A 19,432-nucleotide genomic window follows, 5' to 3' on the forward strand; every position below is an offset into this window, starting at 1 on the left:
GCTCGGTCTCGCGGCCGGGCCGTCTTCGTCCGCTTGATGCGGATTGGCTGAACGCCGCGCGTGTCCCCGCGGCCGGGGCCACGCGCAGCCGTCGCGAGCGTTGCGGTTATTGGACCGCGAACACGAACAGAGCGCCGCCCTCGGGAGCTGCGTTCGTCATCTTCTTGCCGATCTCGCCCAGGAACGCCGGGATCGAGGCGGTGCGGCCGACGACGACGGCAACGTACTGCTTGCCGTCCACCGAGTAGGTCACCGGACCGGCACCGATGCCGGAGCCGAGATTCTTCTTCCACAGGATCTTGCCGGTCTTGGCGTCGATGGCGCGGAAGTCGCCGTGAAGATTGCCGGAGAATACCAAGCCGCCGGCGGTGCTCAGCGTGCCGCCGTTGAACGGAAGGTCTTCCTGGATCGACCAGACCTTCTTGTTGTTCACGGGATCCCAGGCGATGAGTTCACCGAGGAACCCGCCGGGGCCTTCCTTGGTCGGGAATTCCGCACCGAGATAGAACACGCCGCGCTTGTACGAGACGTCGCTGACCGACCAGTCCATGCAGACATTGTTCGCCGGGATGTAGACCAGGCCGGTGTCCGGATTGTACGACATCGGCTGCCAGTTCTTGCCGCCGATCAGGTTCGGGCAGACGTCCTTGACGGGATGTCCGGGGCCCGGCCGTTTGTCCGGATCCTCGACCGCGCGCAACGTCGAGGTGTCCCATTTCTGCGCCCAGTTGGCGAAGACGTATTTCTCGGCCGAGATCACCTTGCCGGTCTCGCGGTTGGCCACGAAGAAGAAGCCATTGCGGTCGGCCTTCATCAGCGTCGGGACAGCCGCACCGCCAACCTTGAGATCGGCGAGAATAGCCTCGTTGACGCCGTCATAGTCCCAGGCATCGGCAGGCGTGGTCTGGATGTGCCACTTGATCTTGCCGGTGTTCGGATCGAGCGCCAGCGTGGACGCCGTATACAGATTGGTCAGCTTGCCGAAATCGCCATTGCCGGTCGAGCGCACGGCGGTGTTCCAGGGACCTGGATTGCTGGTGCCCCAATAGACCGTGTCGCTCTTCGGATCGTAGGAGCCGACCAGCCAGGCCGCGCCGCCACCATGCAGGCCGGTGTCACCCTTCCAGGTCTCGCTGCCGGGCTCGCCGGGCGCAGGCACCGTGTAGGTCTGCCAGACCATCTTGCCGGAGTTGATGTCGTAGGCCTGCAGCGAGCCGCGCACGCCGTACTCGCCGCCGCCGAAGCCGGTGATGACCTTGTCGCGCACGACCAGCGGCGGCGAGGTGATCACCGAGCCCTGCTTGTAGTCCACCACCTTGGACGTCCACAGCTCCTTGCCGGTGGCGGCATCGAGCGCGGTCAGCTTGCCGTCGAGCCGGCCGACGAACAGCTTGCCGTCGGCATACGAGATGCCGCGGCTGTTCACGTCGCAGCAGGCATATTGCAGCGTATCGTCCGGAATGTCCGGCTCATAGGTCCATTTGCGCGCGCCGGTCGCGGCATCCAGCGCATAGACGTATTTCGGCCCCCACGACGTCGAGACGTAGAGCGTGTTGCCGATCACGATCGGCGAGGCCTCGTTCGAGCGTAGCGAGGCCAGCGAGAACGAATAGACCAGCGACAGCTTGCCGGCGTTCTCGGTGTTGATCTCCTTGAGCGGGCTGAACCGGGTGTTGCCGTAGTCATGCCCGGCCATCGCCCAGGCGCCGGGCTCGCTGGCGGCCTTCAGCGCCGAGTCGTTGGCGCGGACGCCCAGCGTGCCGGCGACAAGGAAGGCAACCGTCGAGATGCCAGCCAAGAATCTCCTGCTCGTGAAGTTCATCAGTTCCCTCCGCTTATGTCTTTGTTGTGGTCGTATGGCGCGTGCGCCAGCCCCAAGATGAGCAGTCGCGCTGCAAGCAACGGGGCGATTACAGCATCAGCTCCGCCCGGCTCTCATAGGCGGAAGGTAGTAGGCGCAGTGGATCGGGGTTGAACGCCGATTATCGCGCCCTTTCAGCGACTTACCGGAATTCCATGACCTGCGGGCGGAAGGATCGTTATCGCCATGATGAACGAGGCGCGCTTCTACTGTGCGGTCTCGTGGCCGCCCGGCGTCCTCGCGGTCGCCACAGCGAGGGAAGCCGTCGCTCTCGAGATGACGCCTTGAACAACCCGGACCGAACGGCGGCATCTTTTAGTTCAGACGCGCCGCCCGCTGGAATACGCAGGGCTCGGCGCCAGACAGGACCCGAGCGCAAAGCTCGCCTTTGGCCTGGTGATGCCTAGCTCTCCGCGGGGTCGCTCGAACTGAGACGTTCGATCGCCTCCAGGTCGTGAATCGTGACCGACGCGTACTTTGCCGTCGCAATTCCATCCTGCTCGAGACTCTTGAGCAGTCGATTGATCGTCTGCCGGCCGACCCCGATCATCACCGCGAGGTCCTCCTGCGACAATCGCAAATCGATGATCATCCCCTTCTCGGTCTGGCGCCCGTGACTCTCTGCGAGCCTCTGCAATTCCTGCGCAAGCCGGTGAAGTGGACGCCGATTGCGCAGAATGATCCGGTTCTGCATCGAGACGCGCAGATGATCGCAGACCATTCGGACGAACGCAGAATAATACTCATTGCTCTCGCTGATGAGCGCCTCGAACCGCTCCTGGCTCACGTGAAACAGCACCGCCCTGCCAACGGCGAACGCATCGTAGCCATAGGGGCGCCCGTCGAGGGCCGAGGTGACGCCGATCCAAGATCCAGGCGAAGAGATCAGCAGGAAGGAGGGATTGCCGGACAGCGAAAAGCTGGTCAGTCGCACCTGCCCCGACACCAGGGCAATCAATCCGTCCCGGGAGTCGCTCGCGGAATAGATCAGGGAGTTGTCCACGTTTCGGATGCGACCCAGACGAAGAATGCTGTCCGCCAATGACGAAGGAAGGCCGGCAAACCACTTGTTCCTGCGCAGAACAGCCTTGAGCACCGCTTTGTTCATTCGTCGCCACACATGAAGACGGGCTTTGTCGCTGTCGCGACATCTGTGATCCCATATCAGTCTAGCGGAGATCAATCGAGGTGGTCGGGTTCGCTGCGGTGCAGGCCCACCCCAGCGCGAGTCGCCGGGTGGGGTAAAATGATGCGCGTCAGACCTGTGGGCCGGCTGGCGCTAGAACGATTTTTCCTCGGCCTCATAGATGGTCATGACTGGCGGTCTCGCGCACAGCTTGGCGACCTCCTGCACGAACGCCCGTGACTCGGGTCGGGCGAAATGCGCCTTGAGCGCGACGGCGTCACGCCAGCGCTCGAAGAAGCGCAGACGGAGGGAGTTTTCGCAATCAACCTGCACGGTGTGCTCCACGCAGCCGTCTTCCGCACGCGAACGATGCACATGCGCCAGGCAGATCTTCATCAGACGATCAAAGCTTTCGCCAAGCCCATCCACAGATCCCACAACGATGATCATCGGCTCTCATCCTCTCACTTTGTCTTCTTCAGCAGGCGCCGGGTGGCTGTCCTCGGCGAATGGCATGAGCGGGATCGTCCGGACGTCGAGACCTCGACGCCTGGGATGGACACCACAACATTCGTTGCCTCGGTTGTCATGGACCGCCCGTCCCCCTCGAAATTGTTGATGTTCTTGCGCGCGGCGACCTGCGTCCCGGCCCCCTCGCCGGCTCAAAGCTAGGGTGATTTCGTGCATCGATTGTCGCGATTGCGACAGTCTCGGCCATGATCTGCGCTTGTCTCTTGGCGGCGTCACGACGCGGCTCGGCCGGAGGCGCAACGGGCGGCCATGTCGAAACGAGGAGCCCCTCATGTCGCTGACGGCCGAACGCCTCTTCGCAGTCAACGGCCTCGTCACCATTGTGACCGGGGCCGCGAGCGGACTTGGCCTGGCCATTTCCCGGACCATGGCGGCCAACGGCGCCGATTTGATCCTGGTTGACAGGAACGAGAAGGAACTGAGGCGGATCGGCGAGGAGATCATCCCGGGGGCAGATATCGCGACGGTCGATGTCGCAGATCCAGACGCCATCCGGCGGACGGTCGATGACGTCGTCACGCGCAAGGGCCGGCTCGACGTGATGTTCGCGAACGCCGGAATCAGCGGGGGAGCCGGAATTCGATTGCCGCAGGGCCACATCGAGAACGTCGATTTCGCTGCATGGAGCGAGGTTCTCGCCATCAACCAGACCGGTGCATTCGCGACCATCCAGGCTGCGGCGCGACACATGAAGGTGCAGCGCAGCGGCCGGATCGTGGTCACGGCATGGGTCGGAGGATTGCGAGGCTCGGCAGCGACCGCCTATGCGTATGCGGCCGCCAAGGCCGCGGTCGTGAACCTGGTCAGGCAAGCCGCGCTCGAGCTCGCCACATTCGACGTCAAGGTCAATGCCATTGCGCCCGGCTTCTTCCGGACAGGGCTCGGCGGTGGCCGCCTGCTGGACGAGGCCGCGACAGCGCCGCTCCAGGCCATGGTGCCGATGAACCGGCTTGGGATGCCCGACGAGATTGCCGGCGTCAGCCTGCTGCTGGCATCGCCGGCCGCGAGCTATATCACCGGATCGGTGTTCACCGTGGACGGCGGAATCAGCGCGGCATGAAGCAGCTCGGGGGCAAGGTCGCGGTGATCACGGGAGCTGCGAGCGGCATCGGCCGCGAGCTGGCTGCGGCCTGCGCCGCGCAAGGAATGAAGCTCGTTGTCGCCGACGTCGATCGCGACGGACTATCAGCCACGAAAGACCTGATGCCGAGCGGGATCGCCGTGCGCACCGCACAGTGCGACGTGTCCAGCGTCGAGGCGGTTCAGCGCCTCGCCGACCTTGCATTTGAGGAGTTCGGCAACGTTCACCTGCTCTTCAACAACGCCGGTGTCGCGGCGCTTGGCCCGCTCTGGTCCGCAACTCCCGAGGATTGGAAATGGGTGCTCGGAGTCAACCTCCTGGGCGTCGCCAACGGCATTCGCAGCTTCGTGCCGCGCATGATGGCTGCAGGCGACGAGGGCCACATCGTCAACACGGCGTCAGCCGCGGGGTTGACCGCCGTTGCGGGCTCCGGCGTCTACTGCGCCAGCAAGCACGCGGTCGTCGCCTTGTCCGAGTGCCTCTTGAAGGACCTTCAGCTCGCCGGCTCTCCTCTCAAGGTCAACGTGCTGTGCCCCTCGCTCGTCAAGACTGCCATCGCCGACTCAGGCCGACATCGCCCCATACATCTGGCTTCAACAAACCCCGACACTGCAGCGTATGATCTGCGCGTCAGAGCGGGAATGGCGGCATCCGAGGTCAGCGCCGCCGATGTGGCCCGGATGACGATCCAGGCCATCCACGACGACGAATTCTACGTCCTTCCGCATCCAGCGGTACGGCTCCGCGTCGAGGAGCGGCTCCGCAACATCATCGGTGATCACCAGCACCTCCAGCCAGACGGCCTCCCTGCCGAGACGGATGAACCATGAGCAACTCAGACGACAACGTCGATCTCAGAGCCAGGATCGAGGCGCTCGAGAAGCGCCTCGCCGAACATGACGATCGCGAGGCGATCCGGACACTGCGCTGCACGTACCACGAATACGTCAACCAGGAGCGCGTCGCCGATCTGGCCGATCTTTTCGCGGAGAACGCCACGGTGTCCTATGGCGGACGGCCACCGGTCACCGGCCGCGAGGCGATCCGCGACTTCTTCCTCAATTTCCCGATCAAATGGGCGCGCCAGTTCATCCACGCGCACGTCGTCGAAATCGATGGCGACCGCGGCAGAGGCTACAGCCATCTCGACGGCCGTCCCGTTCTCAACGGCAAGAGCCTCATGGTCGGCGGCCGGTTCGATGATGAATATGTCAGAGAAAGCGGCCGTTGGCTGTTCTCGAAAGTCGTGCTGACGACCTGGTACATGGTCCCGGTCGAGCCCGGCTGGGAAGCTGCGGCCGCAACCAAGCCGGCCCAGTCGTGAGCTGCACGAACTCAGGCTTGCTGATTTGACGGCCGAACTCCGTCAGACGTGATAGCGGCACGCCCCCGCTCATCTGGCGATCATGGTTGAGCGATGACGCCACGCAGGCGCCGCAGGGCGGGCAAAGGCGCGCCAACAGCGATGGCGTCATGCACGATCTCTCATGGGCCGTGCCCACCGCCCCCACTGGCGCCAATGGTGGGCACGCGTCGCCTTCGGCGTCGCTTTGCCATCCCATGGCAGCGTCACGTGCGGCGGAGTCGGGGTGCACGACGCGACAGGCTCCATCAGCGTCATCAAGCTGATTTGGCCCGTCCAGACCTTCTGAAGAAAATAATCTTGTTGCTATTTTTCCGAATACGTGTTTGTGTATCACCATCCTGGACCCGCCGAGAGGGGCGCTTCGCGATCGTCACGAGACGTGGGGTCTGGGGATGCGGTGGCCGCAGGCGTGCTGCAGCGGGCTCACGGGCTCGCCGACGAACGGCAGGTTTGCGGACGTGAAGACGCGTGGTCCTGGCGCCCCGATGCTGGCGCCAAGTCGTCGGGCGATGATCCCGAGGGCGACGGTGGCTAAAGAGCCGGACACCGGGGAGATCGCGACATAAGCGTGAAAACCATCGCGCGGGGAATGCCGGGATGTCTCGGCTGAACCTGTGGTTCCTGCCGCCTGCATTTTTTTCGCAGGCGGGCCATGGGTGCGGCCAGCGCCCGGCATTCCCTGCGCCCTCTCATTCTCGAGGGCGGAACGACCGGCACAACTCGGACGCCATCGCGCCGCGGGATCGCAGCCCATCGCCCGAACAAAGGGCGCGAGGACGGAACAAACCGCAAACAGATTTGAAGTTTTGGGGAGAGAGGGATGGTGCGCTCGGAGGGCGGAGACGTCGGTTGCGATTTCAATGGCTTATCTCGCAAGCGGACCGAAACGGTGCTTATCGAACGGAGATGGGCACTTTCTGGCGCCAGTATTCTTCAGCATAACCGCCGTCTTCAGACCGCCAATTCCCACATAACCGCACCTTGGTTTCGAGCTAATCGCCAGGCATTTTCACGCAGGAGATTGGGTGGTCAGACCTGCCCCTGGTGCGTCGTCCCCCTGATGATCCCTGTATCTTCTGCCCCCATGGGTTTGAAGTCGATGTACATGTCGGCGCCGGGGATGGCGGCCGCGCCAGCGCGGGCGACGGCGAGATCCTGCGCACCAGACCCGGAGCCCGCCGACACTGCGCCGAGGATGAAGCCGTCGACGCAAATCGGCAGCCCGCCGATCAGGTTGGTCCAGCGGCTCTCATGCGCCAGGGTGACCTGGATTTCCACGTCCGCATGAGCCCCGCCCGTCGGCGTCCCCGACAGCGCCGAGGTCCGCGCCTTGTTGATCGACGAGGTCACGCTCAGTCCCTTCGCACCGTCCATGCGCCCAAACGCCAGCAGGTTGCCGCCACTATCGACAACAGCAATGCACATGGGCTGTCCGATCCGCGTCGCCTCCGCGATGGCCGCGTTCAGCACCTTGAGCCCACCTGGAAGCGTCAGCGTCCTCGTGTCCTTGACGTCGGTCATGGTTGCTCCTCGAACAGGCCAATGGAGAAGTCCCGGGCCAGCGTGCGCGCTGCAGCGATCAGCGGCGCATCGCCGCCGCGCCAGCCGATCAAAGACAGCCCAACCGGAATCGGGCCGGATGTCGCCACAGGCAGGCTCACCTGCGGAAGCCCCGTCAGTCCGGCGATGCAGGTGAGATCGACGATCCGGTGCACGGCAGCGCGGATCTCCGACAGACGCGCATTGCGCGCGATCGGCAGAATGGGCGAGGTCGGCAGACACAGCACGCGCCGCCCGTCCAGGAGATCGTCGAGACGCTTCGCGGCGGCCGCGCGGAACGCCTTGGCGGCAGCGAGTTCGTCCACCGTGATGCGGCCGTCATCAGCGAAGGCGCCGGCCACCTCCGAGGAGAAGCGCGGGTTCACCCGATCGATCCAGTCGCGAAACGTCGCGTGGAATTCGCTCTTCTGCAGGACGCGCTGATGGCGTGCCCAGTCGAGCAGCTCACCGTCAGCCAGAGGCAACGAATGGGTTGCCGTCGCATTGCCGAGCCGGCCGACAACCGGTTGCAGCGCGTCCCAGGCCGGCGCATCGGCGAGCGCGAAACAGTCAGATGCAATGACGATCTCCGGGAGCAAGGCGTCCGCGATCGGCTCGCCGAGAAGCACGGCGCCGACCCGGCTGAACGTCTGCGCGTCCCTCGTAAAATAGCCCACCGTGTCGAACGACGGCGCCTGAGTCATCAGGCCGGCGACCGAGATACGGCCGTGCGTCGGGCGCAGGCCGTAGATCCCGCAGAAGCTCGCGGGCGTGCGCACGGACCCGCCGGAGTCGGTCCCCAGGGCGACATCGACCAGGCCACCGGCAACGGCCGAGGCCGAGCCGCTCGACGAGCCGCCGGGGACGCGATTCGGCGCGCGCGGGTTGAGCGGCGTTCCGTCAAACCTGTTAATGCCGAGCAGCCCGAGCGAGATCTCATCGGTGATGGTCTTGCCGGTCAGCGCGGCGCCGGCGCCCAGCAGCGCGTCGACAGCCCAGGCGTCCGCCTCCGCGGCGTCATGCGTGGCGGCCCAGTCGGGATTGCCGCAACCGGTCACCTCGCCGGCAACATCGAACAGATCCTTGACCGCAAAGGTCAGGCCAGACAACGGGCCCGACCGGTGCGGTGCCCGCCGAATGATGGCGCCAGGAATGAAGGCCCCGAGAGTGTCCTGCACGAGATGTCCCCGATGAAAAGCAGGCGCGCCCGACGCGAGCGCGCCTGCCGTCCTCTCATCCCGCATCACTCCTTGTAGAGCTTGCGGAAGTCCGGATGCGTGTGGAACCAGTACTCGAAGCCCTTGACGTTCTTCTGCATCGCATAGTCGGCAAAGCGCGTGTAGAGCGGGATACGCGGCAGATCGGTCATCACGATGTCGACCATCTTGTTCAGGCTGGTCTTGTAGATCTCGGGATCCCGGGTGAAGCGCGCCTCGTCGATCACCTTGTCGAGGCTGGGATTGACGTAGTTGGCGGTGTTGAACACCGAATTGTTACCGCCATGGAAGGTCCAGAAGAAGAAGTAGTCGGGGTAGTCGAGCCAGCCATAGAACTCGGCGATGACCATCGGCATCGTCTTGCTGGCCATCTGGGCGAACCAGTTCGAGCCCGGGACCTTTTCGATCGTGAGTTCGACGCCGATCGACTTCAGCGCTTCCTGGATCAGGATCGCGGTCGGCTCACGCACGGTGGACTCGCTGAGATCGATCGACAGCGTGGTCTTGAAGCCATTCGGGAAGCCGGCCTCGGTGAGCAGCTGCTTGGCTTTCGCGAGATCCTGGCCATGCTTGATCGGGACCGGCCAGGTCGCATCAGGATAGGGCTTGGCCGGGTCGCCGTCGAACATCGGCTTGGCGCGGTTGTAGAGCGCGGAGCTGACGATCTCCTTGTAGGGGATGGCGTAGGAGATCGCTTCACGCACCTTCGGATTGTCGAACGGGGCGATCTTCACGTTCATGTCGACGAACACGAGGTCGTTCTGCACGGGCACGCCGATGATCGTGACCTTGCCCTGCTCTGCCAGTTCGGCGTAGTCCTTCGGCGGGAGACCGACCGACATGTCGACGTCGCCCTTCTCCAGCAGCGCACGGCGCGTGCCGGCCGAGGCGATCTGCCGGTAGACGACGCGCTTGAGCTTGGGTAGCGGACCGGACTTCCAGGCGTCGAACCGCGTGAAGACGGTCTGCTGTCCCGGCGACCAGGACTCCACCTTGTAGGCACCGCCGCCGCAATCATTGCGTGACACCCAGTCGAATGCCCACGGGTCCTGCGCCGTCGCGTGCTTCTTGGCCAGCTCGGAATTGATGATGACCGGCACCGGCACCACGAGGTCAGGCATCGTCAGCTTGTTGAACTGATCGAACGTCGCCTTGAAGGTGTGATCGTCGACCACCGTGAACTGTTCGGGCTTGACGAGCGATCCCGCGGCCATCTGCACCGCCGGAAAGCCGCCGGCGGCGATGGCGCGGTCGAACGACCATTTGACGTCCTTGGCGGTGACCGGAGTGCCGTCGTGGAACGTCGCATCTTTGCGGAGGTGGAAGATGTAGGTCTTGCCATCCTCGCTGGCTTCCCAGCTCTCGGCCAGCTCCGGAGTCATGATCTTGGCGTCGTAGGACACCGTGCCGTCCGCCAGCGTCTTCTCGCCATGGCTGACGAGCCGGTCATAGGCCTGCCACACCACCATGCGGCTGTGATCGTTGGCGGTCGGCACCATCGTGTCCAGGCCGTTGGGGCCCATCTCCGAGACGATCACCAGGGTATCCTTGGCGATCTCGGCCGCATGCGCGGCGGCGCCGGGCAGCACAGCGGACGCTGTGAGCAACGCCGCTGCAACGAGACTGCGATAGAGCTTCATATCGTGCGTCCTTTCTGGGTGGTTGGCGGAGGCAGTGTCAGAGGCCGAGTTCGCTCAGCAGCTTCGGCCATTTGTGCGCCCACGGACACGCTTGTTCGAAGGCGCCGGAGGCGGCGAGCACGGTACGGTCCGCCAGATGGCGGCCGATGATCTGCATCCCGACAGGAAGACCCGTCTTGGTGAATCCAGCGGGAATGGTCGCCGCGGGCTGGCCGGTCAGGTTGCAGATGAAGGTGAAGCAGAGCCAGTCGCCGGTCGTGACCATCTTGTCTTCGATGATCTCCGGCCCCTGCATGTAGAGTGGGAAGGCCGGCACCGCGAGCGTCGGCGTGATCAGGAGATCGTAGTTGGCCATGAACCGCCACATGCGGTTGCAGACCATCTGGCGGATCATCTTGGCGTCGGTGAACTCCTCGGCCGTCCACTGCCGCTGCAGCAGCGCGACGAGATGGGGCGACATCTCCTTCTCGCGCCCCTTCATCATCCGGCGCATGCCGGTGAGATCGGTGTCGCCGGCGACGATGGTCCAGAAATGCGGGAACGGATCGTCCCAGCCGGGATTGGCACGCTCGACCGTGCAGCCCAGATCGGTCTCGAACACGCGCACCGCCTCGGAGACGACACGCCTGACTTCCGGATCGACCGGCGCATAGCCCCAGTCTTCGCTGTAGGCGATGCGCAGGCCCTTGATGCTCTCCTTCGTCGCCTCGACGTAGTCGAAATCAGCCGACGGGATGGAGTAGCGATCGCGTGGATCGGGCCCGGTGATCACCTTGAGCATCAGCGCGGAGTCGGCCACGGTGCGGCTCATCGGTCCGACATGTTCGAGCGACTCCCAGCTCGACACGCCGGGATAGCGCTCGTCGCGGCAGCCCGGATACAGCGGCACACGACCCATCGATGCCTTGATGCCGTAGAGGCCGCACAGCGCAGAGGGAATGCGGATCGAGCCGCCGCCGTCGGAGCCGATCGCGAACGGCGCGACGCCTGACGCGACCGAGGCGCCGGAGCCGGCGCTCGATCCGCCAGACGTCATGTCGAGATTCCAGGGATTGCGGGTCGCGGGAAATACCGGATTATGGCCGACGCCGCTGTAGCCGAACTCCGGCACGTTGGTCTTGCCGATGATGACGGCGCCGGCCGCCTTCAGGCGCTCGACGACGATGTCGTCCTCATCCGGCACGAAGTCGCGGTAGAGCGGCGACCCCATCACGGTGAGGATGTCCTTGGTCGCGACCAGATCCTTGATGCCGATCGGCACGCCGGCGAGCAGGCCGGGATCCTCGCCAGCCGCGATCTTCGCGTCGACGGCGGCGGCCGCAGCACGCGCAACGTCGGGGGTCGGCGTGCAGAAGGCATGGATGTGCGGCTCGAGCTTGTCCATGCGGCGCAGGACCGCCTCGGTGACCTCAGTGGCCGAGAGAGTCTTGTCCTTGACCTTCGCCGCAACGGTGACGGCGTCCATGCGGCAGATTTCGTTGTCAGCGCTCATCGTTTCCTCCAGCGGGTGAAACAGCGAAGTGGCAGGCGGCGAAATGATCCGGTCCCACCGCGCGCAGCGGCGGCATGGCGCTGGCGCAGAGGTCGGCCGCCTTCGGACAGCGTCCGTAGAAGCGGCAGACGTTGGGATCGGGATTGATCGGGCTGGCCGGGCTGCCGTCGAGCCGGGGCCGCGCTTCGCCACGCCGCGCCGGATCTGGAATCGCGGCAACCAATGCCTGCGTGTAGGGATGACGTGGTGCGGTGAACAGCGCCTCCGCCGGCGCAATCTCGACGATCTTGCCGAGATACATCACGACCACGCGGGAGCAGAGCAGCCGCACGACGTTGAGATCGTGCGACACGAACAGATAGCTCATCGACAGCCGCGCGCGCAAATCGGCGAGCAGCCGCAGGATCACGGCCTGCACGGAGACGTCGAGCGCCGAGGTCGGCTCGTCCAGGATCAGCAGCGAGGGCTCGACGGCGACCGCGCGCGCGATGCCGACGCGCGCGCGCTGACCGCCCGAGAGCTGATGCGGATAGCGCTGCAGCAGTTCGTCCGGCAGCCCGACCAGGGCGGCGGTGGCGTGAACGCGGCGCGCGATCTCGGCGCTGTCGCTGAGGCCGATCAGCCGCTTCAAGGGATCGGCGATCGCCTGAAAGGCGCGGAAGGAGGGGTTGAGGCTCTCGGTCGCATCCTGGAAGACGACCTGGATGCGCCGCCGGTTCGGCGAGGCGGCAAACTTCGCCTGCGCGATCGCGGTGAGATCCTCGCCATCCATCAGGACCTGGCCCGCGGTGGGATCGATCAGCCGGCCAAGGAGGCGCACCATAGTGGACTTGCCGCAGCCGGACTCACCGACGAGACCGACGCTTTCTCCGGCTGATATCATCAGGCTGACATCGTCCACCGCATGAAGGTTCGCCCCCTTCCCCGCCCGCTTGATCGGGTACAACTTGGACAGTGACCTGACCTCGAGCAGCGCCGTCATGACAGCGGAAACCGGCAACGCACGAGGTGCTGGGGCGACAACTCGGTCCAGGGCAGCTCCGCCTCGTCACAGATGGGCTGCCTCAGCTCGCAGCGTCCGCTGAAGCGGCACGGCGGCAGCGCGCCGCGCAGATCGGGCAGATGGCCCGGAATGGCATTGAGATCGTCGAGCCGCGAATCCGGAACCGGCGTGGCCGCCAGCAGCCGGCGCGTGTACGGATGCGCCGGACGCTCCAGCAGCGGTTCGGTCGGCGCAATCTCGACGATGTGCCCGGCATGCATCACCGCGATCCGGTCGCAATATTCCCCGGCAAGGCCCAGATCGTGGGTGATCAGCAGGGTCGACATCTGCGTCGCGCGGCTCATCTCACGGATCAGATCCATGATGACGGCCTGGGTCGTCACATCGAGCCCGGTCGTCGGCTCGTCCGCGATCAGCACGGACGGCGTGCAGGCCAGCGCCATCGCGATCATCACGCGCTGGCACATGCCGCCGGAGAGCTCGAACGGATAGGCCTCCGCGCGGCGTTCGGGATCGGGAATGCGCACCCGCGCCAGCGCCGCAATCGCAGCTGCCTTGAGATCGCGCCTCGGAAGCGCGGCATGCTCCTGCAGGACGTCCTCGATCTGCTTGCCGACCTTGCGGATCGGGTTGAGCGCGGTGCGCGGGCTCTGAAAGATCATCGCCATCTCGCGTCCACGCAGCTCTCGCATCGCCTCCGGCCGCGCCGCGAGCAGATCGATGCCGCCCATCGTGATCGCACCCTTCGTGATCCTTGCGGCCTCATCGTTGAGGCCCATCACAGTGTAGGCGGTGACGGATTTTCCCGAGCCGCTTTCGCCGACCACGCCGACGATCTCGCCGCGAAAGACCGACAGGCTGACGCCGTCCAGCGCCCGCACCACGCCGTGCCGGGTGCGGAATTCCACCGAGAGATCGTCGATCTCGAGCTGCGCCATCACACGCGCTTCCTCGGATCGAGCAGATCGCGCAGTCCGTCCCCCAGCATGTTGAAGGAGAACACCGCAAGCACGAGTGCGCCGCCCGGGAACATGAAGGCCCACCACTCGCCGGAGATGATGTAGCTCGCGCCTTCCGAAACCATGATGCCCCATTCCGGGGTCGGCGGCCGGACCCCGAGCCCGATGAAGGACAGGCCGGCGGCATTGAGGATCGCCCATCCCATGTTGAGCGAGGCCTGCACCATCATCGGCGGCAAGATGTTCGGGACGATATGGTTGATCAGGACGCGCAGCGAACCGTTGCCGCCCATCCGCGCCGCCTCGACATAGCCGAGTTCGCGCCGCACGTTCACCTCGGCACGGGCGAAGCGGCAGTAGAACGGCAGGTTGATGATCATGGTGGCGATGATGATGTTGGCGACGCTGTTGCCGAGCGCCACCACGATGCCCATCGCCAGCACGAACAGCGGGAACGCCATGATGGTGTCCATCGCCCGGCCGATGATGCGGTCGGTCCAGCCGCCGAAATAGCCGGCGAGCGCACCGAGCGCGAGGCCGACCACGAACGACAGCGCCACCGCCGAGACGGCCATGCCGAGATCGAGGCGAGTTGCGACGATGACCCGGCTCAGGATGTCGCGCCCGAGCGCATCGGTGCCGAACGGATGCGCGAGGCTGGGCCGGGCGAGCTTGGCGGCGGCCGAGGTGAGCAAGGGATCATAGGGCGCGATGGACGGACCGAAGATCGCGCACAGCGCCAGCAGCGCCAGGATGAGCGCAGCCACCAGCGTCAGACGATTTTCGCCGAACGCGTAGCCGGTGTTGCGAGCGAGCGCGATCAGACTCATGGCTCAGCCCTCGAACCGCACGCGGGGATCGACCAGGGTCGCGAACACGTCGACCGCGAGATTCAGCAGCACGTAGAGCACGGCCATCATCAGCACGAAGCCCTGGACCGCCGCATAGTCGGAGGCGATGACCGCGGCCACTGCATAGGCACCGACGCCCTGCCAGCCGAAGACCTGCTCGATTAGCACGTTGGAGCCGAGCAGGAAGGAGAACACCATGCCGAGCACGCTCGAGACCGGCAGCAGCACGTTGCGGAAGGCGTAGGTCATCAGGATCTTGCGCACCGGCAGGCCGCTGGCACGCGCGGTGCGGATGAAATCGCTGCTCAGCGCCTCCAGCATCGCGGCCCGCGTGATGCGCGCGATCGGCGCCAGCGCGAAAAGGCCGAGCGAGATCGACGGCAATATCAGTTGGGCCAGGGCCGCGCGGAGCACCGGCCAGTCGCCGGCGATGGCAGCGTCGATGGTGTAGGCGCCGGTGACGCGGGGCGGCGGCGAGAAGGCGATTTCGTCAAGGCGGCCGAGCGGCTGCGGCGCCCAGCCGAGCATGAAGTAGAACAGGTAGACGAAAAGCAGGCCGACGAAGAAGGTCGGAAAGGCGGCACTTACTGTGACCAGTGCGCGGCAGGCATGATCGACCCGGCCATTGATGCGGGTCGCCGCCCAGACCCCCATCGGAATGGCGATGCCTATCGCGAAAAGCAGCGCAAAGGACGACAATTCCAGCGATGCGGGAAGCCGTTCGAGCAGATCGGTCAGCACCGGCTGCCCGGTCGTGAGCGAGCGGCCGAGATTGCCCTGCGCGAGGTCGGCGATGTAGCTCACGAACTGCACCGGCAGCGGACGGTCAAGGCCGAGCGTCGTGCGGATGCTGGCGATCGACGCGGCATTCGCGGCAGGCCCGGCGAAGAAGGCCGCGGGATCTCCCGGGAGTGCGCGCGAGATGAAGAAGGTGAGAACGACGACGCCCACCAGGCTCGGGATGGTGCCGAGCAGTCGTTTCCAAACGAAAGCCATCAGCGGTGCGCCTGCCATCATTCGCTGCTGCGGCGGCTTTCGCCGCCCGGGTCAGCTGGTGAGGCCCCATCGACAGTCAGACGCAGCCAGGGGCAGTTGGCATGCATCACAGTCATGTCGACGATTAAGCAAGCACTATGCCACCACTGGCGCAGCCCCCTTGAAATACAGGAGATACGAAATACAGGCCGTTTCTCGCCGAGACGGCCCCGCCTCGAGGTTGAGGAACTCCGCGGCTTCAGACGCCACTGCATTCCTTCATATCACGTGCATGAAATTCATGCAGCGATCCGATCATCACTGGGCTGCCCTGCCCCCCCCCGAGGAACCGGATCCTAGTGAACCTGCGGGGTGTTGACCCAGACGATCCGCGCTTCGTCCGGTCCAACGTTACGATAGCTGTTGGTCAGATACGCCTTGAAGAAGAAGGAGTCGCCGGCGGTCATCAGATAGGTAGTGTCGTCGATGGTAAGCTCGATCGTGCCCGACACGAGATACCCGACGGCTTCGCCCTGGTGGGTGATGAGATCGACCTTCTCGCCACCAGGCGCCACGACGTGAACGTTGGCTTCGAGCAGATTCCCAGCAGCCACCGGCACCAGACGCTCATAGACGACGCCTTTGCCGCCGCGCAGCGCATCGACATGCACCTTGAGCCGATCCTCGGGCTTCTGCACCAGCTTGTAGTCGTCGACCCTCAGGCCGAAGAACGAGGCCATGTCGCGGTCGAGCGCGCGGACCATCTTGTCGAGCATCGGCAGCGACGGCATGACCTTGCCGGCCTCGATCTTGGAGATCATGCTCTCGTCGCAACCGACGATTTGCGCCAGGTCGCGCATGCGCATGCCCTTAGCCAACCGGGCCCGCCGCAGGCGCAGGCCAATGTTCAATGTGCCGTTGTCCGAGCTCACAGGACCGTTTCCAGCGATTTCAACGGGAACGTATATGCATAACAATCACGTGATTTGCCAGCATGTTATGTCAAGTCCGCGGGTAAAATGAGGACGCCAGACCCTGCGCCGCGCAAGGCAAAGCCGAGCCGACGGGCCATCGGCGCCTGGCTTTGACATGCGGCAGCTTGGCGACATGCCGTCCCTGTCGGCCAACTTGCGGCGCTCCCGGCAGAACGCGCCGATCAGAGGGAGTGCTTCTGGACGCCGACCGGACATCCCGGTCCTGGCGCCATCGGCAACGATGAGGCAAGACCGCACCGATCAGCGTCGCCCTGCGCAACGCCGGCGCGGGGCATCGTCACAGGAAGCTTTCTGCACGTTTCGAACAGCAGGCATGGCTCGGCCATCTCGCGGCGGCCTCCGCCCGAGCGTTGCTTTCGTTCGACCTCTCCTCCCGAAGAAGAGGCGCAGGGAAGACCGGGTATCGACTGATACCCGCGGTCCGCGTACAGCAAAGCGGCGAGCGCGCTGCTGACGCGCTTCAAGCGTCGGGACAAGGTCAAGACCTGGGACCGGCGGTCGCCAAGCGCTCTGGACACCGCAAGGCGGTGGTCGCGGTGGCGTGCAAACTCGCCGTGATCATGCACGCGATGTGGTGCGACGGCACGGTGTATTGCGGCGATCAGGCCGTCAGCGCCGCCGACGTTGCCGCGCATGCCAAACGCAAGAACCGCAGGCTGCTGGGAGCCCTGGCATGAACCAAAGCAGCAATCCTGCAGCAACGAATAGGCGTCGAGAACGACGCGCGAAGTGATGGAGCTCCGCTGTCAGCGGATGAGGACCGGTGCAGATCGAAGACGACGGAACGCACGCTATCTTGCCTGCGAAGCGGTAGCGCGATCGCGCCAAATTGCCTGTGACGTGGCTCCGTCAGACCGATGGAAAATTGCGCCGCGACGGCTATGCTGCTGCCATCGTGCAGCGGCGCGATGCCGTCGCTGAGCGCGGAAAGCTGCACGGCGAACTGGGACTCCTCGCTGTCAAAGAGCTGCAGATCAGGCTGCGCTGCAGACGTTTTCTTGACGATGAGGATGGAGAGCACCGATGGCGAAAGCGACGAAGACGATCGTGGCCAACAAGGTCGTGGCAGAGACGCAGAACATCCGACCGATTAAAGCTGCAAGATAAAAACGCCTCTCCGCGTCGTAGGTTGGACGGTCGTAAGCGCTTGTTTTGACTACCAGCGCTTTGGCACTCACAAAGATCATTGTTGCTGTTCAAATTAACATGGTGAGGTGGATCAATCCTCCGAACGGCACTATTCGCACCATAGCGTATGTCTGCGTGGGATCGGCGGAATTGAACACTCGACGGATGAACGTGCTTTCGTTGGTGATCCGAGACTGCACAGAATTGGCCCTGGTGGATCAACACACCGGATCGCCGGGGTGACGAGCGATGGCTGCTCTAGAGGGGCGCATTTTTTCCATCCGGGACATGACCGGCACATAATCGAAACATGAGCAACTTTGTCGAAGCGGATCGCAGGATCGGCATGATGATCGCTCGCGTTTGCCATGGCATGTTCGCTCATGCGCCACCGCAATCCTCTCTCCCAACAACCACGTCCTGTTACGGAAGCTAATCCAACTGCAGCCGGCGAGAGCGCGTCCCCAGGCATTCTCGATTGGCCTGCGATCAAATTGACCTGCCCGGGATCGGGCTCAGGATCAGCCGAGGCTGGCGCACGGGGGTCTCCCCGTGGGCTTCCACTGCAGCCGACCCTGGTCAACGACCTTCAGCAACCTCTTCCATACGGCCGCCCTGCTCTCCGGCCGCCGCGGCTGAGAGAGGCCGTGAACGCTCCCAAGCTCGCAACGCTCATGAGCGGCGCTGCTGGTCTTCCCGCATCTCGGTCCCGGTCGATTGCGCTGACAACGGCCGATGAATTGGGGGCGCACGCTTGACCATCGTTCGCCGCGAGCATAGGGCGCATTTCACGATCGTGCCGAATGCCGTGTTCACCGATGAACGGCTTTCGGTCGAAGCCAAGGGCGTGCTCGGTTTCCTGCTGTCACGCCCACACAAGTGGCGCGTCCGTCTCGATCATATCGGGCGAACGCTTCTGGTCGGCCGCAAGAAACTGCAACGCATTTTCCGTGAATTGATCGCGGCCGGCTACGTCACTCGCGAGCAGCAGCGGCTCGCGGACGGACAACGGTTCGGTGAGATCGACTATGTCGTCCGCGACGTGCCGGTACCTGCCAACGTCGCTGGTCCGCCGCGGGGCCGAAACGGACCTGCGGCTCCGCGGGTCCAAAAGGGACCTGCGTATAAAGAAGCACCGCGGGGCCCTAAGGGACCTGCTTATAAAGAAACAGATAAAAACAGATCACGGCCCTCGGCGAACCATCTGCTTCGGGCGTCCCGCAGACATCTGGAGGCCAAGCCGATCGAGGCAGTCCATGACGACGATGATGCCGCGCGGCTCGATCTGCGGATCGTCGAGCTGTTCCCGGACAGGGGCGAAGGCTGGGGATTCCTGATCGCCCTGTCGGCGGAGGATCGTGCTATTCTGCGCGACCGTCAGCGACGAGGTGAGCTCGACCGAATTGCGGTGGACGAATTGCGCAAGAGGTACCGTGCCCTGCGGGACGACGGCCCCGTCAAACCGACGACAAAAGGCCAATAGCGCCGGTTCGGGTGCCGTCGGAAGCGGATCTGCCGCAACGGCGCCTCATGCCGTCAATCGTCGGACTCGGCACCGACTGGCCGTTTCACGCGCAATCCCCGCCAAACGTTCTCCACCGAGAGACCCAGCACTGTTTCAATGGCGCATTTCGGCGTTTCTTGCCGGCGATCGCCCTCGGCGTTTCG

Annotated in this window: 17 protein-coding genes and 1 pseudogene; 5 read left to right on the forward strand and 13 right to left on the reverse strand. The window is 64.5% G+C overall.

Annotated elements, in window-relative coordinates; translation table 11 throughout:
- Positions 1-106: 106 nt before the first annotated feature.
- From QX073_RS24230 to QX073_RS24240, 3 genes are all read right to left on the reverse strand, one after another.
- Positions 107-1,798 (reverse strand): PQQ-dependent methanol/ethanol family dehydrogenase, encoded by a 1,692-nt coding sequence (locus tag QX073_RS24230; RefSeq protein ID WP_316226565.1) that lies wholly within the window; start codon positions 1,796-1,798, stop codon positions 107-109.
- Positions 1,799-2,264: 466 nt separating this feature from the next.
- Positions 2,265-2,969 (reverse strand): Crp/Fnr family transcriptional regulator, encoded by a 705-nt coding sequence (locus tag QX073_RS24235; protein ID WP_316226500.1) that lies wholly within the window; start codon positions 2,967-2,969, stop codon positions 2,265-2,267.
- Between the two features lie 171 nt (positions 2,970-3,140).
- On the reverse strand, positions 3,141-3,437 hold the full coding sequence (locus QX073_RS24240) for a putative quinol monooxygenase (RefSeq protein ID WP_315717722.1): 297 nt from the start codon (positions 3,435-3,437) through the stop codon (positions 3,141-3,143).
- 352 nt (positions 3,438-3,789) lie between these two features.
- On the opposite strand from QX073_RS24240, the gene QX073_RS24245 reads away from it, so the two are divergent.
- Genes QX073_RS24245 through QX073_RS24255 form a run of 3 tightly spaced genes read left to right on the forward strand, consistent with a single transcriptional unit; the run spans position 3,790 to position 5,923 of the window.
- The gene (locus QX073_RS24245; RefSeq protein ID WP_316226501.1) at positions 3,790-4,578 is read left to right on the forward strand and encodes an SDR family NAD(P)-dependent oxidoreductase; all 789 of its coding nucleotides are present in this window, start codon (positions 3,790-3,792) and stop codon (positions 4,576-4,578) included.
- Complete coding sequence (locus QX073_RS24250; protein WP_316188482.1) at positions 4,575-5,429, forward strand: SDR family NAD(P)-dependent oxidoreductase; 855 nt, start codon at positions 4,575-4,577, stop codon at positions 5,427-5,429. Before QX073_RS24245 ends, QX073_RS24250 begins: the two co-directional genes overlap by 4 nt.
- On the forward strand, positions 5,426-5,923 hold the full coding sequence (locus QX073_RS24255; protein WP_316226502.1) for a nuclear transport factor 2 family protein: 498 nt from the start codon (positions 5,426-5,428) through the stop codon (positions 5,921-5,923). Before QX073_RS24250 ends, QX073_RS24255 begins: the two co-directional genes overlap by 4 nt.
- Before the next feature lie 1,071 nt (positions 5,924-6,994).
- Here the strand turns inward: QX073_RS24255 and QX073_RS24260 are convergent.
- The 9 genes from QX073_RS24260 to QX073_RS24300 form a co-directional block, all read right to left on the reverse strand.
- Positions 6,995-7,486, reverse strand: coding sequence for a GlcG/HbpS family heme-binding protein (locus QX073_RS24260; RefSeq protein ID WP_172109395.1), 492 nt, complete (start codon positions 7,484-7,486; stop codon positions 6,995-6,997).
- Positions 7,483-8,682 (reverse strand): amidase, encoded by a 1,200-nt coding sequence (locus tag QX073_RS24265; protein WP_316192203.1) that lies wholly within the window; start codon positions 8,680-8,682, stop codon positions 7,483-7,485. The genes QX073_RS24260 and QX073_RS24265 overlap by 4 nt, the downstream gene beginning before the upstream one ends.
- Positions 8,683-8,747: 65 nt before the next feature.
- Positions 8,748-10,361: an ABC transporter substrate-binding protein gene (locus QX073_RS24270; protein WP_316192205.1), complete on the reverse strand. Its 1,614-nt coding sequence runs from the start codon at positions 10,359-10,361 to the stop codon at positions 8,748-8,750.
- Positions 10,362-10,398: 37 nt separating this feature from the next.
- Positions 10,399-11,853, reverse strand: a complete 1,455-nt coding sequence (locus QX073_RS24275) for an amidase (protein ID WP_316192206.1) — start codon at positions 11,851-11,853, stop codon at positions 10,399-10,401.
- Positions 11,843-12,835 carry an ABC transporter ATP-binding protein gene (locus tag QX073_RS24280; protein ID WP_316192207.1) on the reverse strand — a complete coding sequence of 331 codons (993 nt, stop codon included), beginning with the start codon at positions 12,833-12,835 and terminating at the stop codon, positions 11,843-11,845. The genes QX073_RS24275 and QX073_RS24280 overlap by 11 nt, the downstream gene beginning before the upstream one ends.
- A complete protein-coding gene (locus QX073_RS24285; protein WP_316192208.1) occupies positions 12,832-13,794 on the reverse strand; it encodes an ABC transporter ATP-binding protein in 963 nt (320 codons plus the stop codon). The genes QX073_RS24280 and QX073_RS24285 overlap by 4 nt, the downstream gene beginning before the upstream one ends.
- Positions 13,794-14,645, reverse strand: a complete 852-nt coding sequence (locus QX073_RS24290) for an ABC transporter permease (protein ID WP_316192209.1) — start codon at positions 14,643-14,645, stop codon at positions 13,794-13,796. The genes QX073_RS24285 and QX073_RS24290 overlap by 1 nt, the downstream gene beginning before the upstream one ends.
- 3 nt (positions 14,646-14,648) lie before the next feature.
- A complete protein-coding gene (locus tag QX073_RS24295; protein ID WP_316192212.1) occupies positions 14,649-15,665 on the reverse strand; it encodes an ABC transporter permease in 1,017 nt (338 codons plus the stop codon).
- Between the two features lie 332 nt (positions 15,666-15,997).
- Positions 15,998-16,573 (reverse strand): cupin domain-containing protein, encoded by a 576-nt coding sequence (locus QX073_RS24300; RefSeq protein WP_316192210.1) that lies wholly within the window; start codon positions 16,571-16,573, stop codon positions 15,998-16,000.
- Between the two features lie 480 nt (positions 16,574-17,053).
- Here QX073_RS24300 and QX073_RS24305 point away from each other — a divergent pair.
- A pseudogene (locus tag QX073_RS24305) lies at positions 17,054-17,313 on the forward strand (IS110 family transposase); the annotation flags it as partial.
- Here QX073_RS24305 and QX073_RS24310 read toward each other — a convergent pair.
- Positions 17,238-17,657 (reverse strand): hypothetical protein, encoded by a 420-nt coding sequence (locus tag QX073_RS24310; protein ID WP_316217526.1) that lies wholly within the window; start codon positions 17,655-17,657, stop codon positions 17,238-17,240. The pseudogene QX073_RS24305 and the gene QX073_RS24310 overlap by 76 nt on opposite strands.
- 861 nt (positions 17,658-18,518) lie before the next feature.
- Between QX073_RS24310 and QX073_RS24315 the strand changes: the two genes are divergently transcribed.
- The gene (locus QX073_RS24315) at positions 18,519-19,247 is read left to right on the forward strand and encodes a hypothetical protein (RefSeq protein ID WP_316192107.1); all 729 of its coding nucleotides are present in this window, start codon (positions 18,519-18,521) and stop codon (positions 19,245-19,247) included.
- Positions 19,248-19,432: the final 185 nt, after the last annotated feature.

The sequence above is a fragment of the Bradyrhizobium sp. SZCCHNS3052 genome, from assembly GCF_032484495.1.
Lineage (GTDB): Bacteria > Pseudomonadota > Alphaproteobacteria > Rhizobiales > Xanthobacteraceae > Bradyrhizobium.

Coding starts and splice junctions, on each gene's coding strand:
- QX073_RS24235 (WP_316226500.1), bottom strand. CDS start 2,969: ATGAACAAAGCGGTGCTCAAGGCTGTTCTGCGCAGGAACAAGTGGTTT.
- QX073_RS24240 (WP_315717722.1), bottom strand. CDS start 3,437: ATGATCATCGTTGTGGGATCTGTGGATGGGCTTGGCGAAAGCTTTGAT.
- QX073_RS24245 (WP_316226501.1), top strand. CDS start 3,790: ATGTCGCTGACGGCCGAACGCCTCTTCGCAGTCAACGGCCTCGTCACC.
- QX073_RS24250 (WP_316188482.1), top strand. CDS start 4,575: ATGAAGCAGCTCGGGGGCAAGGTCGCGGTGATCACGGGAGCTGCGAGC.
- QX073_RS24255 (WP_316226502.1), top strand. CDS start 5,426: ATGAGCAACTCAGACGACAACGTCGATCTCAGAGCCAGGATCGAGGCG.
- QX073_RS24260 (WP_172109395.1), bottom strand. CDS start 7,486: ATGACCGACGTCAAGGACACGAGGACGCTGACGCTTCCAGGTGGGCTC.
- QX073_RS24270 (WP_316192205.1), bottom strand. CDS start 10,361: ATGAAGCTCTATCGCAGTCTCGTTGCAGCGGCGTTGCTCACAGCGTCC.
- QX073_RS24275 (WP_316192206.1), bottom strand. CDS start 11,853: ATGAGCGCTGACAACGAAATCTGCCGCATGGACGCCGTCACCGTTGCG.
- QX073_RS24280 (WP_316192207.1), bottom strand. CDS start 12,835: ATGACGGCGCTGCTCGAGGTCAGGTCACTGTCCAAGTTGTACCCGATC.
- QX073_RS24285 (WP_316192208.1), bottom strand. CDS start 13,794: ATGGCGCAGCTCGAGATCGACGATCTCTCGGTGGAATTCCGCACCCGG.
- QX073_RS24290 (WP_316192209.1), bottom strand. CDS start 14,645: ATGAGTCTGATCGCGCTCGCTCGCAACACCGGCTACGCGTTCGGCGAA.